This is a genomic window from Streptomyces sp. NPDC086554 (assembly GCF_040686095.1).
Lineage (GTDB): Bacteria > Actinomycetota > Actinomycetes > Streptomycetales > Streptomycetaceae > Streptomyces.
Map to the genome: position 1 here is coordinate 102,541 of NZ_JBFBJK010000028.1, position 18,797 is coordinate 121,337.

Annotated in this window: 19 protein-coding genes; 6 read left to right on the plus strand and 13 right to left on the minus strand. The window is 70.3% G+C overall.

All coding sequences use genetic code 11. The features are described 5' to 3' along the window. Positions 1 to 115 precede the first annotated feature (115 nt). A complete protein-coding gene (locus tag AB0O76_RS35645; RefSeq protein WP_365500247.1) occupies positions 116 to 772 on the plus strand; it encodes a GntR family transcriptional regulator in 657 nt (218 codons plus the stop codon). A 37-nt stretch (positions 773 to 809) separates the two neighbouring features. Here AB0O76_RS35645 and AB0O76_RS35650 read toward each other — a convergent pair whose 3' ends face one another. Genes AB0O76_RS35650 through AB0O76_RS35665 form a run of 4 tightly spaced genes read right to left on the minus strand, consistent with a single transcriptional unit; the run spans position 810 to position 5,056 of the window. Beyond that, positions 810 to 1,313, minus strand: a complete 504-nt coding sequence (locus AB0O76_RS35650; protein ID WP_365500250.1) for a dihydrofolate reductase — start codon at positions 1,311 to 1,313, stop codon at positions 810 to 812. Continuing rightward, positions 1,310 to 2,107 (minus strand): thymidylate synthase, encoded by a 798-nt coding sequence (locus AB0O76_RS35655; protein ID WP_365500253.1) that lies wholly within the window; start codon positions 2,105 to 2,107, stop codon positions 1,310 to 1,312. Before AB0O76_RS35655 ends, AB0O76_RS35650 begins: the two co-directional genes overlap by 4 nt. A 58-nt stretch (positions 2,108 to 2,165) precedes the next feature. Beyond that, complete coding sequence (locus tag AB0O76_RS35660) at positions 2,166 to 3,704, minus strand: Na+/H+ antiporter NhaC family protein (protein WP_365500256.1); 1,539 nt, start codon at positions 3,702 to 3,704, stop codon at positions 2,166 to 2,168. After that, on the minus strand, positions 3,701 to 5,056 hold the full coding sequence (locus tag AB0O76_RS35665) for a M20/M25/M40 family metallo-hydrolase (RefSeq protein WP_365500259.1): 1,356 nt from the start codon (positions 5,054 to 5,056) through the stop codon (positions 3,701 to 3,703). The genes AB0O76_RS35660 and AB0O76_RS35665 overlap by 4 nt, the downstream gene beginning before the upstream one ends. A 355-nt stretch (positions 5,057 to 5,411) precedes the next feature. On the opposite strand from AB0O76_RS35665, the gene AB0O76_RS35670 reads away from it, so the two are divergent. After that, complete coding sequence (locus AB0O76_RS35670; protein WP_365500262.1) at positions 5,412 to 5,858, plus strand: RNA-binding S4 domain-containing protein; 447 nt, start codon at positions 5,412 to 5,414, stop codon at positions 5,856 to 5,858. A 177-nt stretch (positions 5,859 to 6,035) separates the two neighbouring features. Here AB0O76_RS35670 and AB0O76_RS35675 read toward each other — a convergent pair whose 3' ends face one another. Further along, positions 6,036 to 6,743, minus strand: a complete 708-nt coding sequence (locus tag AB0O76_RS35675; protein ID WP_365500309.1) for a class I SAM-dependent methyltransferase — start codon at positions 6,741 to 6,743, stop codon at positions 6,036 to 6,038. 70 nt (positions 6,744 to 6,813) lie between these two features. After that, a complete protein-coding gene (locus AB0O76_RS35680; protein WP_365500312.1) occupies positions 6,814 to 7,716 on the minus strand; it encodes an acyltransferase domain-containing protein in 903 nt (300 codons plus the stop codon). 234 nt (positions 7,717 to 7,950) lie between these two features. Between AB0O76_RS35680 and AB0O76_RS35685 the strand changes: the two genes are divergently transcribed. After that, positions 7,951 to 8,223, plus strand: coding sequence for a DUF6343 family protein (locus AB0O76_RS35685; RefSeq protein WP_365500316.1), 273 nt, complete (start codon positions 7,951 to 7,953; stop codon positions 8,221 to 8,223). Here AB0O76_RS35685 and AB0O76_RS35690 read toward each other — a convergent pair. From AB0O76_RS35690 to AB0O76_RS35710, 5 genes are all read right to left on the minus strand, one after another. Continuing rightward, positions 8,220 to 8,624, minus strand: a complete 405-nt coding sequence (locus tag AB0O76_RS35690) for a tetratricopeptide repeat protein (RefSeq protein ID WP_365500265.1) — start codon at positions 8,622 to 8,624, stop codon at positions 8,220 to 8,222. The two genes, AB0O76_RS35685 and AB0O76_RS35690, sit on opposite strands and share 4 nt — an antisense overlap. 131 nt (positions 8,625 to 8,755) lie before the next feature. Then, a complete protein-coding gene (locus tag AB0O76_RS35695; RefSeq protein ID WP_365500268.1) occupies positions 8,756 to 9,139 on the minus strand; it encodes a DUF3592 domain-containing protein in 384 nt (127 codons plus the stop codon). A gap of 14 nt (positions 9,140 to 9,153) precedes the next feature. Further along, positions 9,154 to 9,756: a dephospho-CoA kinase gene (gene coaE / locus AB0O76_RS35700; RefSeq protein ID WP_365500271.1), complete on the minus strand. Its 603-nt coding sequence runs from the start codon at positions 9,754 to 9,756 to the stop codon at positions 9,154 to 9,156. A 23-nt stretch (positions 9,757 to 9,779) separates the two neighbouring features. After that, positions 9,780 to 10,718 carry a PAC2 family protein gene (locus tag AB0O76_RS35705; protein ID WP_266868129.1) on the minus strand — a complete coding sequence of 313 codons (939 nt, stop codon included), beginning with the start codon at positions 10,716 to 10,718 and terminating at the stop codon, positions 9,780 to 9,782. 109 nt (positions 10,719 to 10,827) lie between these two features. Further along, complete coding sequence (locus tag AB0O76_RS35710; RefSeq protein ID WP_365500274.1) at positions 10,828 to 12,435, minus strand: FAD-dependent oxidoreductase; 1,608 nt, start codon at positions 12,433 to 12,435, stop codon at positions 10,828 to 10,830. 235 nt (positions 12,436 to 12,670) lie between these two features. On the opposite strand from AB0O76_RS35710, the gene AB0O76_RS35715 reads away from it, so the two are divergent. After that, the gene (locus AB0O76_RS35715) at positions 12,671 to 13,642 is read left to right on the plus strand and encodes a sheath polysaccharide-degrading enzyme (RefSeq protein ID WP_365500276.1); all 972 of its coding nucleotides are present in this window, start codon (positions 12,671 to 12,673) and stop codon (positions 13,640 to 13,642) included. Between the two features lie 177 nt (positions 13,643 to 13,819). Here the strand turns inward: AB0O76_RS35715 and rpsA are convergent, their stop codons facing one another. Next, positions 13,820 to 15,334, minus strand: a complete 1,515-nt coding sequence (gene rpsA, locus AB0O76_RS35720) for a 30S ribosomal protein S1 (protein WP_135336207.1) — start codon at positions 15,332 to 15,334, stop codon at positions 13,820 to 13,822. 387 nt (positions 15,335 to 15,721) lie between these two features. Between rpsA and AB0O76_RS35725 the strand changes: the two genes are divergently transcribed. Continuing rightward, the gene (locus AB0O76_RS35725) at positions 15,722 to 16,552 is read left to right on the plus strand and encodes a class I SAM-dependent methyltransferase (RefSeq protein ID WP_365500280.1); all 831 of its coding nucleotides are present in this window, start codon (positions 15,722 to 15,724) and stop codon (positions 16,550 to 16,552) included. Positions 16,553 to 16,624: 72 nt separating this feature from the next. Here the strand turns inward: AB0O76_RS35725 and AB0O76_RS35730 are convergent, their stop codons facing one another. Further along, positions 16,625 to 17,140: a GNAT family N-acetyltransferase gene (locus AB0O76_RS35730; RefSeq protein ID WP_365500283.1), complete on the minus strand. Its 516-nt coding sequence runs from the start codon at positions 17,138 to 17,140 to the stop codon at positions 16,625 to 16,627. A 37-nt stretch (positions 17,141 to 17,177) separates the two neighbouring features. Between AB0O76_RS35730 and AB0O76_RS35735 the strand changes: the two genes are divergently transcribed. Continuing rightward, positions 17,178 to 18,797: helicase-related protein (locus AB0O76_RS35735; protein WP_365500286.1), on the plus strand; the 1,620-nt coding region annotated here is incomplete at its 3' end.

Genomic DNA, 18,797 nt, shown 5'->3' on the forward strand with positions numbered 1-18,797 from the left:
ACCAAAGTTTGGTATACCAAAGGTGCCGTCATGTTCCCGCCCCCAGCGGCGCCCGGCAATGTCCGTACGGTTACGAATCGGTAAATCGATGCGGGGTTCGGCAATGATGGACCCCATGACGACCGTGGAGCAGCCGCTGGGCGCCGTACGCGAACGCGTGCTCGCCGAGCTGCGGCAGGAAATCATCGCCGGACGCCTCGGCCCGGGCGACCGCCTGGTCGAACGGGAACTCGCCGACCGCCTGGGGGTGTCCAGGGTCCCGGTGCGCGAGGCGATCCGGGCCCTGGTCGCCGAGGGCTTCATCACCTTCGAGACCCCGCGCAGGACCGTGGTGCGCCGCCTCACCCGCACCGATGTGACCGAACTCTTCGAACTGCGCGAGGCGTTGGAGGTCTTCGCCGCGGGACGCGCGGCGCAGCGGGCCACCGAGGAGGGCCTCGCGGAGCTTTCGGCCCTCCTCGACAGCGCGGCGGAGGCGACCCGCACGGCGGACGCCGAGGCGATCACGGACATCAACACCCGCTTCCACGACCGCATCCTGGCGATGGCGGGCAACAGCCTGCTGACGTCCGTCATGGAACCGGTCGACGGCCGCCTGCGCTGGATGACGCGCCGCAACGAGGAGTGGACGCACCTGCTCGCGGAACACCGTGAGCTGTACGAGGCGGTGGCGTCGGGGGACGCGGGGCGCGCACGGGAAGTGGCGCTGGCCCACGTCCGGACCAACTACCGCTCGACGGTGCGGCATCTCTTCGGCGAGGAACAGGGCTGACGCGTGACTCCTTGATGCCGCTGTCGCGGTTGGACTGTCACCGGGTGTAGGTGCGGATGCGGTAGCGCAGTCCGGACGTCGAGGACTGCCAGCCCTTGTCCTCGACGACTTTCCACGTCGGGCCCGGTGTCGGGGCGTAGACGTCACCGTTCACCGGCGAGTCGACCTCCGTCACCGAGAGCACCGTGGCGTGTTCCAAGGCGGCACGGTAGATCTCACCGCCGCCGATGACCCAGGCCGTGGCAGGGGCGGCCGGGTCCAGTGGCTCGCCCGCGAGTTCCAGCGCCTCGGCGATGGACCCGGCGCGCTCCGCGCCTTCGGCCACCCACTGCGGGTCGCGCGTCACCACGATGTTGCGCCTGCCGGCCAGCGGACGGAATCGCGCGGGCAGCGAATCCCATGTCCTGCGCCCCATCACCACCGGATGACCGAGGGTGGTCGCCTTGAAATGCGCCATGTCCTCAGGCACTCGCCACGGAATCGCGTTGCCCGCGCCGATCACGCCATCCAGGGTCTGCGCCCAGATCAGCCCGACGTTCATACCGCGACCGGGGCTTTGATGGCCGGGTGGTGCCGGTAGCCGAGGACTTCCACATCGGAATAGGCGTAGTCGAAGAGCGAGTCGGCTCGGCGCAGACGCAACTCGGGGAACTCGAACGGGGTGCGCGAGAGCTGCTCGGTCACCTGCTCGACGTGGTTGTCGTAGATGTGGCAGTCGCCGCCGGTCCAGATGAAGTCGCCCGGTTCGAGGCCGACCTGCTGCGCCACCATGTGCGTGAGCAGGGCATAGCTGGCGATGTTGAACGGGACGCCGAGGAACAGGTCCGCGCTGCGCTGGTACAGCTGGCACGAGAGCTTGCCGTCGGCGACGTAGAACTGGAAGAAGGCGTGACACGGCGCGAGCGCCATCTCGGCCAGCTCGGCGACGTTCCAGGCGGAGACGATCATGCGGCGGGAGTCCGGGTCGCGGCGCAGCGTGTCGAGGACCTCGCTGATCTGGTCGATGTGCCTGCCGTCCGGGGTGGGCCAGGAGCGCCACTGCACGCCGTAGACCGGGCCGAGCTCGCCGTTCGCATCGGCCCACTCGTCCCAGATGGTGACGCCGTGCTCGTGCAGCCAGCCGATGTTCGAGTCGCCGCGCAGGAACCACAGCAGCTCGTACACGATGGACCTGAGGTGCACCTTTTTGGTCGTGACCAACGGGAACCCCTGCGCCAGGTCATAGCGCAGTTGGTGCCCGAAGATACTCCGGGTGCCGGTGCCCGTCCGGTCGGCCTTGGCCGTCCCGGAGGTGAGTGCAAGCCGCAACAGGTCTTCGTACTGGGTGTCCGCCACAGCCGTGGAGTTTACTGGCCGCCTGGACCCGGACCCGACGGACCCGACGGCCCCGCAGTCATGTCACCGCCGCACCCAGCGCCACGAACCCGCAGATCAGCACGGACAGGACGGCCAGCAGCGGCCACACGAACCGCAGGTACCTGTCGTAGCCGACCTTCGCAAGGGCGACGCCGCCGATGGTCACCGCCGTGGTCGGCACCCACAGGTTCATCCAGCCGCTTGCCGACTGCCACGCCGTGACGACGACCGCGCGCGAGACCCCGGCGAAGTCGGCGAGCGGGGCGAGGATCGGCATGGCGAGGGTGGCGTGCCCGGAGGTGGAGGGGATCAGGAAGGCGAGGGGCAGGTTCACGATGAAGACGATGATCGCGAACAGGCCCGACGACGTGCCCTTGACCACCCCCTCGATCGAGTGAAGCACCGTGTCCGTGATCTTCGAGTTGTTCATGATCGTCGTGACGCCGCGGGCCAGCAGGATGACCAGCGCCGGCGAGACGAAGTCGGCCGCGCCCTGGATGATCGTCGAGCTGAGCTTCTGCTCCCCCATCCGCGCGACGAGCCCGACGAGCACCGCCGCACAAAGGAACAGGGCGGCCAACTGCGGGAAGGACCAGCCGAGTTCGAAGCCGTAGGGCGTGGCGTCGGCCTTGCCCGTGAGCGCGCTCGACCAGGGCACCACCGAGAAGATCATGAAGGCGAAGACGAGCGCGGTCGCGATGAGCACCGCCTTGTGCAGGCCGGTGAGCTCGGGCACCTCGCTCGCCCCCGCCGATGCCTGCTCATGGTCCCGGTCGCCGGGCAGGAACCCGGAGAGCGAGCGCTCCGGGTTCCGCTGGACGCGCCTGGCATAGCGGATGACGTAGGCGACCGTCACGGCCGTCAGCACGATCCACATCGCGAAGCGAAGGACGATGCCGTCGCCGAGCGAGATGTCGGCGGCGGACGAGGCGACGCCCGTCGCGAAGGGGTTCACCGTCGAGCACAGGACGCCGACGCCCGCGCCGAGGATGATCGCGCCGACGGCGGTCATGCGGTCGTAGCCGAGCGCGAGCATCAGCGGCACGATCAGGCCGTAGAAGCCCAGCGTCTCCTCCGCGAAGCCCTCGACCGTGCCAAGGACGGAGAAGACGACCATGACGCCGGCGATGAGCAGCGCCCCGCGATCGCGCAGCCGGTGCGCGAGCCGCCCGATGCCGCGGTCGAGCGCGCCGGTGGCGAAGACGACGGTGATGAAGGCGCCGATGGCGAGTACGAAGAGGAAGACACCCGCACTCCCGTACAGCGCGCCGACGTTGTCCGGCGCGACCAGCGAGGTCTTCTCGTCCTGGATGCCGTAGAGGCCGTTGACCGGGGCCAGGAAGAGGTCGTTGAGACGGTCGACGAACAATTGGCCGGAGTCGACCCGGTGGTAGGTGCCCTGGACGGGGGCGCCCGATTCATTGCGGTCGTACTGGCCGGACGGGATGAGGAAGGCGAGCAGCCAGACGGCCACGGTGACGATCGCGAGGACCGTCAGCGCGCTGGGGAAGGTGAACTTCCTTTTCCGCGCGGGCTCTTCAGTTTCCGGCTCGGGGTCTGTGCCGGTCGTGCTCACGCGGCGCCGCCTCCCGCAGGGAAGCCGGCGGCGTACTCGCGGACGAAGGCGCACATCGCGACGACCGTGTTGCGCAGCTCGGAGAAGAGGACGCGCTCGTTCGGGGCGTGCAGATTGCACATGCTGTCCTGGGCGCCGAAGAGCAGCACCTCCGCGCCGGGTGCCGCCTTCGCCAGGCCGTTGACCAGCGGGATGGAGCCGCCGGTCGCGACGAACGAGGTCTCCTCGCCCCAGGCCTCCTTGAGCGCGGCGCGCGCGGCACGGTAGGCGGGGCCGCCGGTGGCCGCCTCGTAGCCGGGGCCGGTGTCGCCGGGCGTGACGGTGAGCGGGACCCCGAACGGCTTGAGCGAGCGCAGATGGTCGACCAGCTTGGCCTGCGCGTCTTTCGGGTCCTGACGCGGGTGGAAGCGCAGGTTCAGCTTGGCCTTGGCGTACGGCACGACGGCCGAGGCGGCGTGCTCCACGCCGGGCGCGTCCAGGCCGATGACGGTGATCGCGGGGCCGCTCCAGAGCCGCTCCCCGAGGCCGCCGCTGCCGATGAGCGGCACCCCGTCGAGCACCCCGGCGAGCTCGCGGAACTCCTCCTCGGTGTAACTCGTGCCGCTCCATTCCTCACGCCGCAGCCCTTCCACGGCCACATCCCCGTGTACGTCGTGGAGCGTGGCAAGCGCCTTGAGGAGTACGACCAGGGCATCAGGCGCCGCACCACCGAACTCCCCGCTGTGGCGCGGCTCTTCGAGGGTGCGCACCTCGACGACCACTTCGGAGGCGCCGCGCAGCGCGGTGGTGAGGGTGGGGGTGCCGGGCCGGAGATTGCCGAGGTCGGCGACGACCATGGCGTCGCAGGCGAACCGCTCCGGGTCGGTGGGCGGATACTCGTCGAAAGTGCTGCCGTACTCCTCCTGCCCCTCGATGACGATCTTGATCCCGACGGGCGGCCGCCCGTCGTACGCGCGCAGCATCCCCAGGTGCGCGATGACATTGGACTTGTCGTCCGCGATGCCACGGGCCCGCAGACCGCCCTCGATGGGCGTCGGCTCGAAGGGCGGCGACTTCCACAGGCCCTGGTCGCCGGGCGGCTGGACGTCGTAGTGGCCGTAGAGCAGGACCGTGGGCGCATCGGGGCTCGGCGGCGGGATCTCGCCGTAGATCACGGGCGCGGTGTTCGGCAGATCGAGCCGCTCGACGGTGGGCACCCCCACACCCCGCAGCAGCTCGACGAGCAGATCGTGCGCCGCGAACACCGGTTCTGCCGGGTAGCCGGGGAAGGCGATCGATGGGATCACGGCGAGCCGCTCGAGGTCGGCACGCAGCGTGTCCATCAGGTCGTCGACAGTGTCTTCGGGCTTCATGGTCGGCACCCCTCGCTCTTCGTCCAGCTTTGCGGCGATCAGCCCGAATTATCGGACCAGGGGACGGGTGCTTCCCGGACGGCTCGCCGTGCGCCCGGCGATGCCGCACTGCTGCCGCACCGGCCCTTGTCCCGGTCCCGGCCGCCGGACAGGCACTAGGGCCTGTCCGATGGGTCGGGCCGGTCTTCGCGCCGGGTGCCGATTCAGCAGGGCCGAGCGGGCCCTGGTGCGTGCAGCTGCAAGGCGGAGGAGGGCGACAACGCGGAGCGTTGGCAACCGACGACAACGCCGCAGATGCGCGTGCCAGGGGTCGCGACCCCGGCAGGACCCATCGGACAGGCACTAAAGTCGAGGCATGGCTTCGGAGACTTCGGGCGGCGGCAAGGACAACGGCGGCGCGGCGGGCGCGGGCGAGGGTTCCGTGCGCGTCGACGCCTGGATCTGGTCCGTACGCCTGGTCAAGACCCGCTCGATGGGCGCGGCGGCCTGCAAGGGCGGCCATGTACGGGTCAACGGCGTGCGTGTGAAGCCCGCTTACGGCGTGCGCGTGGGCGACGAGGTGCGGCTGCGCCACGCGGGCGGCCGTGAGCACGTCGTCGTGGTCAAGCGCGTCATCCGCAAACGCGTCGGCCCGCCGGTCGCCGTCGAGTGCTACGTCGACAACAGCCCTCCCCCGCCACCCCGCGAGGCGGTCGCCCCCGCCGGCGTACGGGACCGGGGCACGGGCCGCCCCACGAAGCGCGACCGCCGGGACATGGAGCGACTGCGGGACATGGAGCGGCTGCGGGGCCCGGAGGGCTGAGCGCTCCGCGGGAAGTGCGGTGATGAACCCGCGGGCCGGTGGGGGCTGGTCGTTCCCCCAAGTTCTCGGCTTCGCTCGAACAGGGGGGACCCCCTTCGCGGCGGAGCCGCACATGTCACAGCCTCGCGCCCCCCACGGGGCGCGGTACCGCACCGGGCTTCACCGAGGCCGCGCGAATTACCCGGCAACCGCCCGTACCCAGATGCCGTCCTCCGTCAGGTACTTGTCCACCTTCAGGCCCGCCTCCGCCAGGGCCTCCTCGAACTGTTCCTTCGTCATGGGGCGGGCGAGGAACGTCTGGGTCCAGTGGGCGTCCGGGAAGATGTACTCCGCGCGCACGCGGTTCACACCGCCGCCGACCGGATCCGCCGACACGATCCGTACCGTGTAGCCGCCCGGGTCGACCCGCTCCCGCGGCAGGTTCGTGTGATAGTCCATGCCCTCCCGCTGGATCAGGACACAGCCGCCGTCCGCCACATGCTTCCGGCAGGTCGCCAGCATGCCGTCGCGCACCGCCAGATCGCCCTCGTGCACGAGGAACGAGCCGAGCATCACCACGTCGAACTTCTCGTCCAGGTCGAGCGACTCGATCGCGCTGCGCACGGTGCGGACCACACCGCCGGGTCCTTCGGTCACGGCGAGCGCCTCGACCTTCTCCAGCATCTCGGCCGACTCGTCCACCGCGGTCACCCGGAAGCCCCGCTCGATCAGCGGCCGGGTCACCCGCCCCGCCCCGCTGCCCAGTTCCAGAATGTGCGCCCCGGCCGGCACGGCGGCCTCGATGACGTCCGGTTCGTCCCCGACGGTCAGGCGGGTGTACAGGTCCACCGCGCAGCCGTCCGGCGTGATCGCTCCAGGTCCCGTTCCCTCGTGTCCCTCACGCATCTCAGCAGTCATGACCCGTCAACGAAGCGTCCCGCAGGCCCGTTCCCGCCTCACGCTCCTGTCGCACCGCCTACAGCGGGAACCAGCCATGCCCGCCGTACCAATGACCTCCCGCCCGCAGATGGTCCCCCACGGCCCGCTCCACCCTTGTCCGCCTCGGCAGTTCGGCCACGGGCAGGCTCCGGTCGCCGAAGACGAAGGCTATGGGGCCTTCGTCGTCCGGCTCCTCCTCGTACCCCCGCGCCGGGTGGAATCGCTCCTGGAAGCGGACGATGTTCGCCTCCGCGGGCAGATACCGCCTCAGCTGCGGATCGAGCAGCCAGGAGTGGCAGACGGCTGTCTCATACCGTTCCTCCGGGAAGTGCCGAGCGAAGAACTCCCGCGCCAGCGCCAGCGACCGGTCGCACGCCTCCGGAGTCAGCGGCCCCCGGAAGTCGGTGATGTGGACGTTGAGGCAGGGGTCGCCCGGGCCCGCGCTGTGCCCGCCGACGGATGTCGCCGCGCCCATGCGCGCCCCGAGCACGGCGCGCTGGAACTGCAGGCGGCCCAACTGATAGAGCTCGCCCCGGAAATGCAGGCTGTTCCACTCCGGCACCACGAGGCCGCGGCCGCCGTGCGCCCTGCGGTGCACCGCCAGATGCCGGCCGAGGTCGGCGAGGGTGCGGCGCGAGACGTCGTCGGGGATGCCGCGGCCGCGGTGATAGGCGCGGACCCGGGGCAGCGCCGCCACGTACACGAACACGAAGAAGCAGTGTCCGAGCTCCCCCAACTCCTCGGGCAGCACCGGGATCCGGGGCCCCGCGCCGGGCTTGCCCATGTCCCGCACGAGCGCGTCGACGCAGCGGTCGAGCAGCCATAGCGCGTCGGGATCCTCGAGGAGCCGCCCGCTCAGCGCCACGAGGCCGTTGATGTCCTCGTGCCCGACAGCCAGGTCGAGCAGGACCTCCGGCAGGTCGTCGGCGTCCGGGAGCACCGCGCCCGCCCGCGGCGCGTCCGCGCCCTCCAGATCCTTCAGCCACGACGCGAGGCCCTCGTCCGTCCTCGCCCGGTCCCTCAGTACGTCCAGCACAGCCCTACCCCCCGTTCGGACGCCGGCGACGCGATGGCGTCGGCGGCACATCTACGATCTTGCGGCCTCCGGCCCTTCCGGACCACCACCCACGGGTGGATCCTGGAGGGTGGAGAAACAGGTGGAGAGAGGGTGGAGATGACCCTCATGATGCGCACAGGCAGTGAACCGATGACCGCGCGCAGTCCCCTGCGGATGCGTTTCTGGTTCAGCGTATGGGGACTGGTCTGGGCGACCTTCGGCACCGTCGCCTTCGCCCTCGTGGGACGCCCGCAGTGGGCGGCGGCGTGCGGCGTGCTGTTGCTGGTCGTCATCGTCGACATGGCGGTGGTGGTGCACCGGATCCACCAGGGGCCGCACTATCAGCCGGGCCGCGACATCCCGCCGTACGAGCCGCCGAGAGCCGGCTAGCGGCCGGTGCTCCCGTCGCTGCTCTCGCCGCTGTTCTCGCCGCCGTCGAAGCGGGCCGCCGCCAGATAGTCCGGCTGCGGGTCGAGCGCCGCGGCGAGGCGGAAGTGCCGCCTGGCCTGGTCCGGCCTGGCCGCGCGCTCATAGGTGCGGGCGAGCGCGAAGTGGGCGAACGCGTTGTCCGGCTCACGCTCCAGGACGATGCTGAACTCCAGCTCGGCCGCCCTCAGTTGGGCGGCGGCGAAGAAGGCACGGGCCCTCAGCAGCCGGGCCGCCGTGTTCTCGGGGTGGGCCGCGATGACCGTGTCGAGCAGCTTCACCGCGCCTCGGGGATCGCGCGCGGCAAGGAGCTGCTCCGCCGCACGGAAGTCGATGACATGGGTCTCCGGGGTGATTTCGGGCACGCGTGACTCCTTCCCTCGCTCCACTGTGTCAACGCCCGCCGAGCCGACGCCTATTCCACCGATTCACACAACGTACTTCGCCGCTTCACACCGCGCTCCAGCCGCAGAGCCTGCCCTCACAAGGCAGAGCTTCACACCGCCACAACCACCAGCACGAGCCCCAGAACCAGGATCGCCGAGCCCGCCACCACGAAGCCCCGGTCGATGCCCTTGCGCTCATGCCCGAGCAGCACGGTCTCGCGAGGATCGTCGCTGTCGTACGCGATACGCACCCGGTCGCCCGCGACCAGCGGCCGCTTCCGGCTGCGCGGCACCGGCGACACCACCTCGACGACCCGCCCGTCCCCCGTCTCGAACTGCAGCAGCGGCCGCTCGGCGCCCGGCTGCACCGCCTTCACCAGGGCCTGCGTCACCTCGCCCGAAGCGCTGATGTACCGGGTGCGCCACAGGCCGTACGCGCCGGCCAGCAGCGCGACCAGGCCGCCCAGAGCGGTGACCACCGCCAGTACGACCACTGCCCCGCCCCCTTCTAGGCCGCCCGGGCCCGCCGCGCGAGGTCCGCCCAGACGGCGGCGACGCGCTGTTCGAGGCCCTCCAGGGGGCCGTCGTTGTCGATCACCACGTCGGCGATCTCCAGCCGCTTCTCGCGCGTCGCCTGGGCGGCCATCCTCGCGCGGGCGTCCTCCTCCCGCATGCCCCGCAGCCTCACAAGGCGGTCCAGCTGCGTCTCGGGGCTCGCGTCGACGACGACCACGAGGTCGTACAGCGGCGCCAGGCCGTTCTCCGCGAGCAGCGGCACGTCGTGGACGACCACCGCGTCCTCCGCGGCGGACGCCTCGAGCTCGGCGGAGCGTGCGCCGACCAGCGGATGCACGATCGAGTTCAGTACGGCCAGTTTCTCGGCGTCGGCGAAGACGATCGCGCCCAGCTTCGGCCGGTCCAGGGTCCCGTCCGGTGCGAGGATCTCCCGCCCGAAGGCTTCAACGACCGCCGCCAGGCCCGGAGTTCCCGCTTCCACCACCTCGCGGGCAATCTTGTCGGCGTCGATCAGTACGGCTCCGGACGCGACGAGCAGCCGCGAGACTTCACTCTTGCCGGCGCCGATACCGCCGGTCAGGCCCACCTTCAGCATGACCGGCAGCTTAGGCGGTGGCGTCAGACGTCGCCCTCCCGCTCGGCGAGAAAGCGTTCGAATTCCTGGCCGATCTCGTCGGCCGACGGGATGTCCACGGGCTCCGCGAGCATGTTGCCCCGGTCCTGGGCGCCCGCCGCGGCGTCGTACTGGTGCTCAAGTCCCTGGACCAGGGCGACCAGTTCCTCGTCGCCCTCCTGGATCTGCCGGTCGATCTCGGTCTGGGTGCGGTGCGCCTCGGTGCGCAGGCCGTGCGCGATGCCGGGAAGCACCAGGCCGGTCGCCGCGGTGATCGCCTCGAGGACCGTGAGGGCCGCGTCCGGATACGCGGAGCGCGCGATGTAGTGCGGAACGTGCGCGGCGACCCCGAGCACGTCGTGCCCCGCCTCCAGGAGGCGGTACTCGACGAGCGCCGCCGCGCTGCCGGGCACCTGCGCCTCGTCGAAGGGGCTGCGGTGCCCCGGCACCAGGTCGGTGCGGTTGCCGTGCGGGGTCAGGCCCACGGGCCGGGTGTGCGGCACGCCCATGGGGATGCCGTGGAAGTCCACCGAGAGGCGTACGCCGAGGCGCTCCACGATCTGTCCGACGGCCGCCGCGAAGCGCTCCCACTCGACGTCCGGTTCGGGCCCGGAGAGCAGCAGGAAAGGCGCGCCGGTGGCGTCCTGGAGAAGTCGTACGTCGAGCGTAGGCACCTCGTAGTCGGTCCAGCGCTCACGCTTGAAGGTCAGCAGCGGGCGGCGCGCGCGGTAGTCGACGAGCCGGTCGTGGTCGAAGCGCGCCACGACCTGACCGGGCAGGCTGTCCACAAGACGCTCGACGATCTGATCGCCGGTCTCGCCCGCGTCGATGTATCCGTCGAAGTGGTAGAGCATGACAAGGCCGGCCGATTCCTGGGCGAGCGCCATGTCGACGACGTCGAGGCCCTTCGGCTCCCATGCGTACAAACCCTGCGGATCAAGCACTGTGACCGCTCCTCGCCCTCTGCATCGTGACTCGTACAGCAGAACGCCCGCCGGGACGCGGGCATTCCCTTCCGCGCCCCTTCACAGCGGCTTCTTACGTCACGTACATCTAGGCGGCCAGCACGCGCGCGTGGAGCTTGGCGATCGCACGGCGTGCCGAGGTGAACGCGCCGTGCTGCCAGGCGTCGGTGTAGCTCAGCCAGTCACCGGCGAAGTAGACGCGCCCCGTCGGCTCGTTGAGCGGCTTGTAGCGCGGGTCGTCGGGGCCGCCGGGGGTGTCGTGCCAGGCCGCCTCCAGGTACGGCGTCTGGCGCCAGTGGTGCGAGAAGGACGAGTCGAGTTCGGTGCGGTACTTCTCTCCGTAGATCTTCACGCCCGCCGCGACGGCCCGCTTCTCGCGCTCCTTGGGGGTGAGTGCGGCGTACGCGTCGGCGTCCTTGTCGTAGTTGTAGTAGCCGACCAGCAGGCCTCGCTCTTCGTGGAAGCCGTGCGACGGATGCCAGATGTGGCTCACGTCCAGGTCGGTCTCGGTGATGCCGCCGTAGATCTTGTGGTCGAGCTCCCACCAGCGCGAGCGGTACTCCAGGCCGATCTTCCCCGCGGACTGTGGGGTGATCGCCTCCAGGGCCCGTTGGACGCCGGAGCCGAGGTTGTGCGGGACCTTGGCGAGGATGTTGGGCGGCAGCGCGCCGATGCAGAAGTCCGCGTCGACGGACCTGGTCCTGCCGCCCTGGGTGTACGTGACGGTGACCCCGTGCCCCTTGTCGGTGATGCGGGTGACGGCCGCGCCAGTACGCACCTTGTGCGCGCCGATCGCCCGGGTCAGCGCTTCGGGTATCCGGTCCATGCCGCCGACCGGCTGGAACATGAGCATCGCCTGGTCGAAGCCGAATTCGAAGGAGAAGTAGCGCCCCACTCCGCTCGCGAACACCTCGGAGGCGGAGGGGACATCGCCGAGCGGCACTCCGGGGGTGCCGGTGGCGGCAGGGACGGTGCGGTAGCCGCGCCGGTCGCCGCCCTCGTACGTCATCTTGTCGCCGAGTTCGCCGAAGTCCTTGAGGAACTCCGTCAGTCGGTCCTGATCGGAGGCGGTGAGCTCCTTGTCGAGCGCGCCCTTGTCGGTGGCCTTGGCGAGCAACTCGGAGACGTAGCCGTACACATCGGCCTTGGCGGTGCGGTAGCGCATCGGCTCGGACATGCCCGCCGACTCGTTGAAGATATAGGCGTCGGCGTTCGTATTCGTGAACACCTCCAGGGGTACGCCGAGTTCGCGGCAGTAGTCGAGCGTGACCATCCACTGCGGGATCCGCCCGGGTCCCGCGTTCATGTACTGGCCGTCGCCGAACCTCGCGGTCTGCCGGTTGCCGTTCAGGTCGACCGTCGAATCGCCGCCGCGCACCGTGAAGTTGCGGCCGCCTGCGCGGTCTCTGGCCTCCAGGACCGTACAGTCGTAGCCCGCCTTGCCGAGTTCGTAGGCGCTGGCGAGACCGGCGATGCCGCCGCCTACGACGACCACTTTCGCGGCCGCGCGTCCGTGCAGCGTGAAGTCGCCGGCACTCGGCGCCCGGAAGGGCTTTTCGCGCTGTGCCGCCCGGGCGGTGGGCGCCATCCCGAGCGCGCCCATGGTCGCGAGCATCGCGCCCGCGCCGCCCGTGATGCCGACATCGCGCAGGAAGGCGCGACGGCTCGTACCGGTCCCCGGCTGGGTCTGTGCCATGGCTTCGGCTCCCCTGTCGATCTTGCTGGACGCAGGGATCCTGGCAACTGCCTGTTACAGCACGGGAGTTACTCGTGTATCCACCACGTTTCCCTCCTCGCACACCTGGAACCCACCCCCTCCCCCACCCGCCTTAGTCCAGACCTTGACGCGGACATGCCCCACCCGTACGTTCAGAATCACGACCAAAGTTCACGTAGAAGAACAGACACACGAACAGAGAGGTCACCCCCACATGCGCACCCGACGCACCCTGCTCCTCTCCGCGCTCGCCGCGACGGCAGCCACCGGAGGCCTGGCCTTCGTGGCCATGGCGTCGCCCACCCCGGGGGCCGCCGAGGTCATCGAGGTCTCCACAGCCGCCGAGCTCAAGTCCGCGCTCACCGAAGCCTCCCCGGGCGACACGATCCACCTCGCCGACGGAACGTACTCAGGAAACTTCAAGACCGGCACGGCAGCTAGCTCGGGCTCCCGCATCACCCTGACCGGCTCCTCCAAGGCGGTGCTCACCGCGGGCGGCGGCTACGGCCTGCACCTGGACGGCGCCTCCTACTGGACGGTGCAGGGCATCACCGTCACCGGCGGCCAGAAGGGCATCGTGATCGACTCCGCGAAGGGCGTCGTGGTCGACACGGTCACGGTCCACGGCCTCGACATGGAGGGCGTCCACTTCCGGAAGTCGAGCAGCGACGGCGTCATCAAGAACTCGCGGATCTACGACACCGGGAACGACGACAGGGGCATGGGCGAGGGCGTCTACGTAGGAAGCGCCAACACGCTCTCCGACAAGAGCGACAACGTACGGATCCTCGGCAACACGATCGGCCCGGACGTCGGCGGCGAGGCGATCGACCTCAAGGAGGGCACGACGGGCGGCGAGGTCTCGGGCAACACGTTCGACGGCAAGGGCCTGACCGGCAACAACTACGACGACTCATGGATCGACGTGAAGGGCAACGACTACGTCGTCGAGAACAACACCGGCAAGAACACCACGAACAACGGCTACGAGACCCACAGCAAGGAGGCCGGCTGGGGCTGCGGCACGGTCTTCCGCGACAACAAGTCGGACCTGACCGGCTCGACGGGCGACAAACAGCTGGCGATCAACGTGACGAACTACAGCGACAGCTGCAGGACGACGGTGTACGCGAGCAACACGGTGACGGGCGGCAAGGGCCTGACGAACATCCAGGTGACGCCCTAAAGGCAACGTCCCGAAGGGACGAGCCTTTGGGGGCGCGGGGCTGTTTACATATGCGGCTCCGCCGCGTGGGCGCGCCAAGCCCCCACCGAACCCGCACCCGAAAACAGAACAACGGGCCCGCATCTCCGAAGAGATGCGGGCCCGCAGCGTTCAGCTACAGCCGCCTAGAGGCGAGCTTCAGCTCTGGCCACCCGCAAGCTTCTCGCGAAGCGCGGCCAGCGCCTCGTCCGAGGCCAGCGCGCCAGAGGTGTCGTCCGACTCCGAGGAGTACGAACCACCGCTGCTGCTGCCACCGGCAGCCGGCGCACCGGCGGAAGCCGGAGCGGCAGCGCCCTCGGCCTCGGCCTGGGCGTCCGCCTCGCGGGACTTGATGACCTGGGCCTGGTGCTGCTCGAAGCGCTGCTGCGCCTCGGCGTACTGGCCCTCCCAAGCCTCGCGCTGGGTCTCGAAGCCCTCGAGCCAGTCGTTGGTCTCGGGGTCGAAGCCCTCGGGGTAGATGTAGTTGCCCTGGTCGTCGTAGGACGCGGCCATGCCGTACAGGGTCGGGTCGAACTCGACGGCCGACGGGTCGGCACCGAAGGACTCGTTGGCCTGCTTGAGGCTCAGCGAGATCCGGCGACGCTCGAGGTCGATGTCGATGACCTTGACGAAGATCTCGTCGTTGACCTGGACGACCTGCTCCGGGATCTCCACGTGGCGCTCGGCCAGCTCGGAGATGTGGACCAGGCCCTCGATGCCCTCGTCGACGCGCACGAACGCACCGAACGGAACGAGCTTGGTGACCTTACCGGGAACGACCTGCCCGATCTGGTGCGTGCGGGCGAACTGCTGCCACGGGTCTTCCTGCGTCGCCTTGAGCGACAGGGACACGCGCTCGCGGTCCATGTCCACGTCGAGAACCTCGACGGTGACTTCCTGGCCGACCTCGACAACCTCGGAGGGGTGGTCGATGTGCTTCCAGGAAAGCTCGGACACGTGCACGAGACCGTCGACGCCGCCGAGGTCCACGAACGCACCGAAGTTGACGATCGAGGAGACGACGCCGGAGCGGACCTGGCCCTTCTGCAGGGTCGTGAGGAAGGTCTGGCGGACCTCGCTCTGGGTCTGCTCGAGCCAGGCACGGCGGGACAGGACCACGTTGTTGCGGTTCTTGTCCAGCTCGATGATCTTGGCCTCGAGCTCCTTGCCCACGTAGGGCTGGAGGTCGCGGACGCGGCGCATCTCGACGAGGGAGGCCGGCAGGAAGCCACGGAGGCCGATGTCGAGGATGAGACCACCCTTGACGACCTCGATGACGGTACCGGTGACGATGCCGTCTTCTTCCTTGATCTTCTCGATCGTGCCCCAGGCACGCTCGTACTGAGCGCGCTTCTTGGACAGGATCAGACGGCCTTCCTTGTCCTCCTTCTGGAGAACCAGGGCCTCGATCTCGTCACCAACAGCGACGACCTCGTTCGGGTCGACGTCGTGCTTGATGGAGAGCTCGCGGCTCGGGATGACGCCTTCGGTCTTGTAACCGATGTCGAGCAGGACCTCGTCCCGGTCGACCTTCACGATGACGCCGTCGACGATGTCGCCGTCGTTGAAGTACTTGATCGTCTCGTCGATCGCGGCGAGGAAGGCTTCCTCGTTACCGATGTCGTTGACCGCAACCTGCGGGGTGGTGGCGGTGGTCTCGGTGCTGCTCGTCATGTGGGAAAGGGCTCCGGTACGGACAGAGAGTCGTAGGTACTGCTAGCGCCGGAGCCGATTTCGCTCTGCATAAGCCGGACAGCCTAGGAAGCGCCCAATCCACGTTTCCGAAGAAACGGAAGGCGCCTCGACAACCGAGGGGTTTACAACAGACGCGAGCGCAGCCTGCTATGTCTGAGGAGCGCAGGCTCGCAGCGCAACTTGTAGCATACGGGGGCAGCCGGACAGGGTCAATGCGCGAAGGCGCACACCCGGGGCGGATCGCCGCAATCCCGGCACAAATGCTGTCGCATGAGGCCACACGGGCCGCACCGCGCCCTGCCGCGACGCTTTGGGGGCACGTCCCGCTGTACCGAGCCGCGACAAGCCAGACGGAAGAGTACGACGATGGAGCCGATCATCCAAGAGTCCGAGCTGCCCGAGACGCCCGAACCGGAAGCCACCCGGCGTGACGCCGATGTCACGGAGAGCAGTCGCGCCAATCGCGGCTGGTGGGACAGGAACGCGGACGAGTATCAGATCGAGCACGGCACCTTCCTGGGGGACGACCGTTTCGTGTGGGGTCCCGAGGGGCTCGACGAGGTGGAGGCCGAGCTGCTCGGCCCGCCGGACGGCCTGAAGGGCAAGGACGTCCTGGAGATCGGCGCGGGCGCGGCGCAGTGCTCGCGCTGGCTCGCCGCGCAGGGCGCGCGCCCGGTCGCCCTCGATCTCTCGCACCGGCAGCTGCAGCACGCGCTGCGGATCGGCGGCGGTGTGCCGCTGGTGGAGGCGGACGCGGGCGCGCTGCCCTTCGCCGACGGGAGCTTCGACCTCGCGTGCTCCGCGTACGGCGCGTTGCCCTTCGTCGCCGATCCGGTGCGGGTCCTGAAGGACGTGCACCGGGTGCTGCGGCCCGGCGGCCGGTTCGTGTTCTCGGTGACGCACCCGATGCGCTGGGCCTTCCCCGACGAGCCGGGCCCGGAGGGTCTCTCCGTAGCGGCCTCCTATTTCGACCGCACTCCTTATGTAGAGCAGGACGACAAGGGAAGCGCCGTCTACGTGGAGCACCACCGGACCGTCGGCGACCGGGTGCGGGACGTGGTGGCCGGCGGCTTCCGCCTGGTCGATCTGGTGGAGCCGGAGTGGCCCGCGTGGAACACACAGGAGTGGGGCGGCTGGTCCCCGCTGCGCGGGAATCTCATCCCGGGGACGGCGATCTTCGTCTGCGTACGGGACTGATCTTCGTCCGCGTACGGGACTGACTGCCTACGTAGACGCTGCCTATGTAGGCAGTGTCTACGTAGATACCGCCTAGCCGTCGGTCTCGTGGGCCCAGGTCAGCAGGGTGTAGGCGCGGCCGCCCTTGCCCGTCACGTGCTCCGGCTCCTCGTCGGTGAGGCGGAAGCCGAGGCGGTCGGCGACGGCGACGCTCGGGCCGTTGTCCGGTTCTATCTGCAGCAGGACGCGCGGCAGGCCGAGGGTCGTGTGGGCGTACTCCGTCAGGAGCCGGGTGGCTCGCGGGGCCAGGCCCTGTCCCCGGTGGGCGGCCCCGACCGCGTATCCGATGGTGCAGCGCGTGAGGCTGAGCAGGATCTCGCCCAGGGGCCGCAGGCCGTCGGTGGTGATGGCGAGGTTGATGCGCTTGCCCTCGCCCTCGCGGATCGCCTGCAGGTAGTCGCGGGCCGCGGCCTCGTCGAAGGGCGAGACGAGCGGGGTGCGGTGGGCGACGGCCGGGTCATCGAAGAGTTCGACCATGACCGGCAGGTCGTCGCTCGTCCACTCGCGCAGCACGAGTCCGTCGCCGGTGATCCGCAGGGGTTCGGGCATGGGCTCACCGTATCCGCGTGCTTGGGAGACTGGGGGCGTGATCCGTACCGACGAACTTCAGCGCCTTCCCGTACGTGAAGCCCTGCCCGCGCTGCGCGGCGCCCTCGACGACCACGGTGTCGCCGTGCTGTGCGCGCCGCCCGGCACCGGCAAGACGACGCTGGTGCCGCTGGTGCTCGCGGGGCTCGTCGGTGACGCGCCGGTACGTCGTGTGGTGGTCGCCGAGCCCCGGCGCATCGCGGCGCGGGCGGCCGCGCGGCGGATGGCGTGGCTGCTCGGCGAGAAGGTCGGCGGGAGCGTCGGCTACACGGTGCGCGGTGAGCGCGTGGTGGGGCGGCACACGCGCGTGGAGGTCGTCACGACCGGTGTGCTGTTGCAGCGGCTGCAGCGGGACCAGGAGCTGGCCGGTGTCGATCTGGTCGTCATCGACGAGTGCCATGAGCGGCATCTGGACGCGGACACCGTGGCGGCGTTCCTGGTCGACGTGCGGGCGGCGCTGCGGCCCGAGCTGCGTCTGGTGGCCGCGTCGGCGACCACGGACGCGCAGGGGTGGGCGCGGCTGCTCGGGGACGCGCCGGTGGTCGAGGCCGAAGGGATCTCGCATCCGGTGGACGTCGTCTGGGCGCATCCCGCGCGGCCGGCGCGGCCGCCGCACGGGATGCGGGTGGACCCGGCGCTCCTGACGCATGTGGCGGCGACGGTGCGGCGTGCGCTGGCCGAGCGGGACGGGGACGTGCTGTGTTTCCTGCCCGGGGTCGGTGAGATCGCGCGGGTGGCGGGGCAGTTGGGGGACGCGCCCGCCGAGGTCCTTCAGGTGCACGGGCGGGCGCCTGCGGCCGTGCAGGACGCGGTGCTCGCGGGCTCGGCGGGTGGCGCGCGCAGGGTGGTCCTCGCGACGTCGGTGGCCGAGTCGTCCCTGACGGTGCCGGGGGTGCGGGTCGTCGTCGACTCGGGTCTCGCGCGTGAGCCGCGGGTGGATCACGCGCGGGGGCTGAGCGCGTTGGCGACGGTACGGGCCTCGCAGGCGGCGGGCCGGCAGCGGGCGGGGCGCGCGGGGCGTGAGGCGCCGGGGGCCGTCTACCGGTGCTGGGCGGAGGCGGAGGACGGCCGTCTGCCGCGCTTTCCCTCGCCCGAGATCAAGGTGGCCGACCTGACGGCGTTCGCCCTCCAGGCGGCCTGCTGGGGCGACCCGGACGCCTCCGGGCTCGCCCTGCTCGACGCTCCACCGGGCGGTGCGATGGCGGCGGCGCGGGGGGTCCTGACGGCGATCGGGGCGGTGGACGCGGGCACTGGTCGGGTGACGGAGCGGGGGGCGCGGCTGACCCGGGTGGGTCTGCACCCCCGCTTGGCGCGGGCTCTGCTGGACGCGGCGCCGGTCGTCGGCGCCCGGCGGGCGGCGGAGGTGGTGGCCCTGCTGAGCGAGGAGCCGCCCCGTGAGTACGGGGACGACCTCGCGGCGGCGTGGCGCGAGGCCCGGCGGGGCGGGGACGGGTATGCGGCCCGGTGGCGCACCGAGACCCGGCGGCTCACAGCGGCCGCGGGTCCCCCCTCGGGCGACGACTCAGCGCCCGCGCCTTCGGCGCGGGATCTTTCCCGCCCACCCACCCATAACCCAGCCACGAGCCCAACCAACCCCCAGCACCCGGCCGGTGGGCCG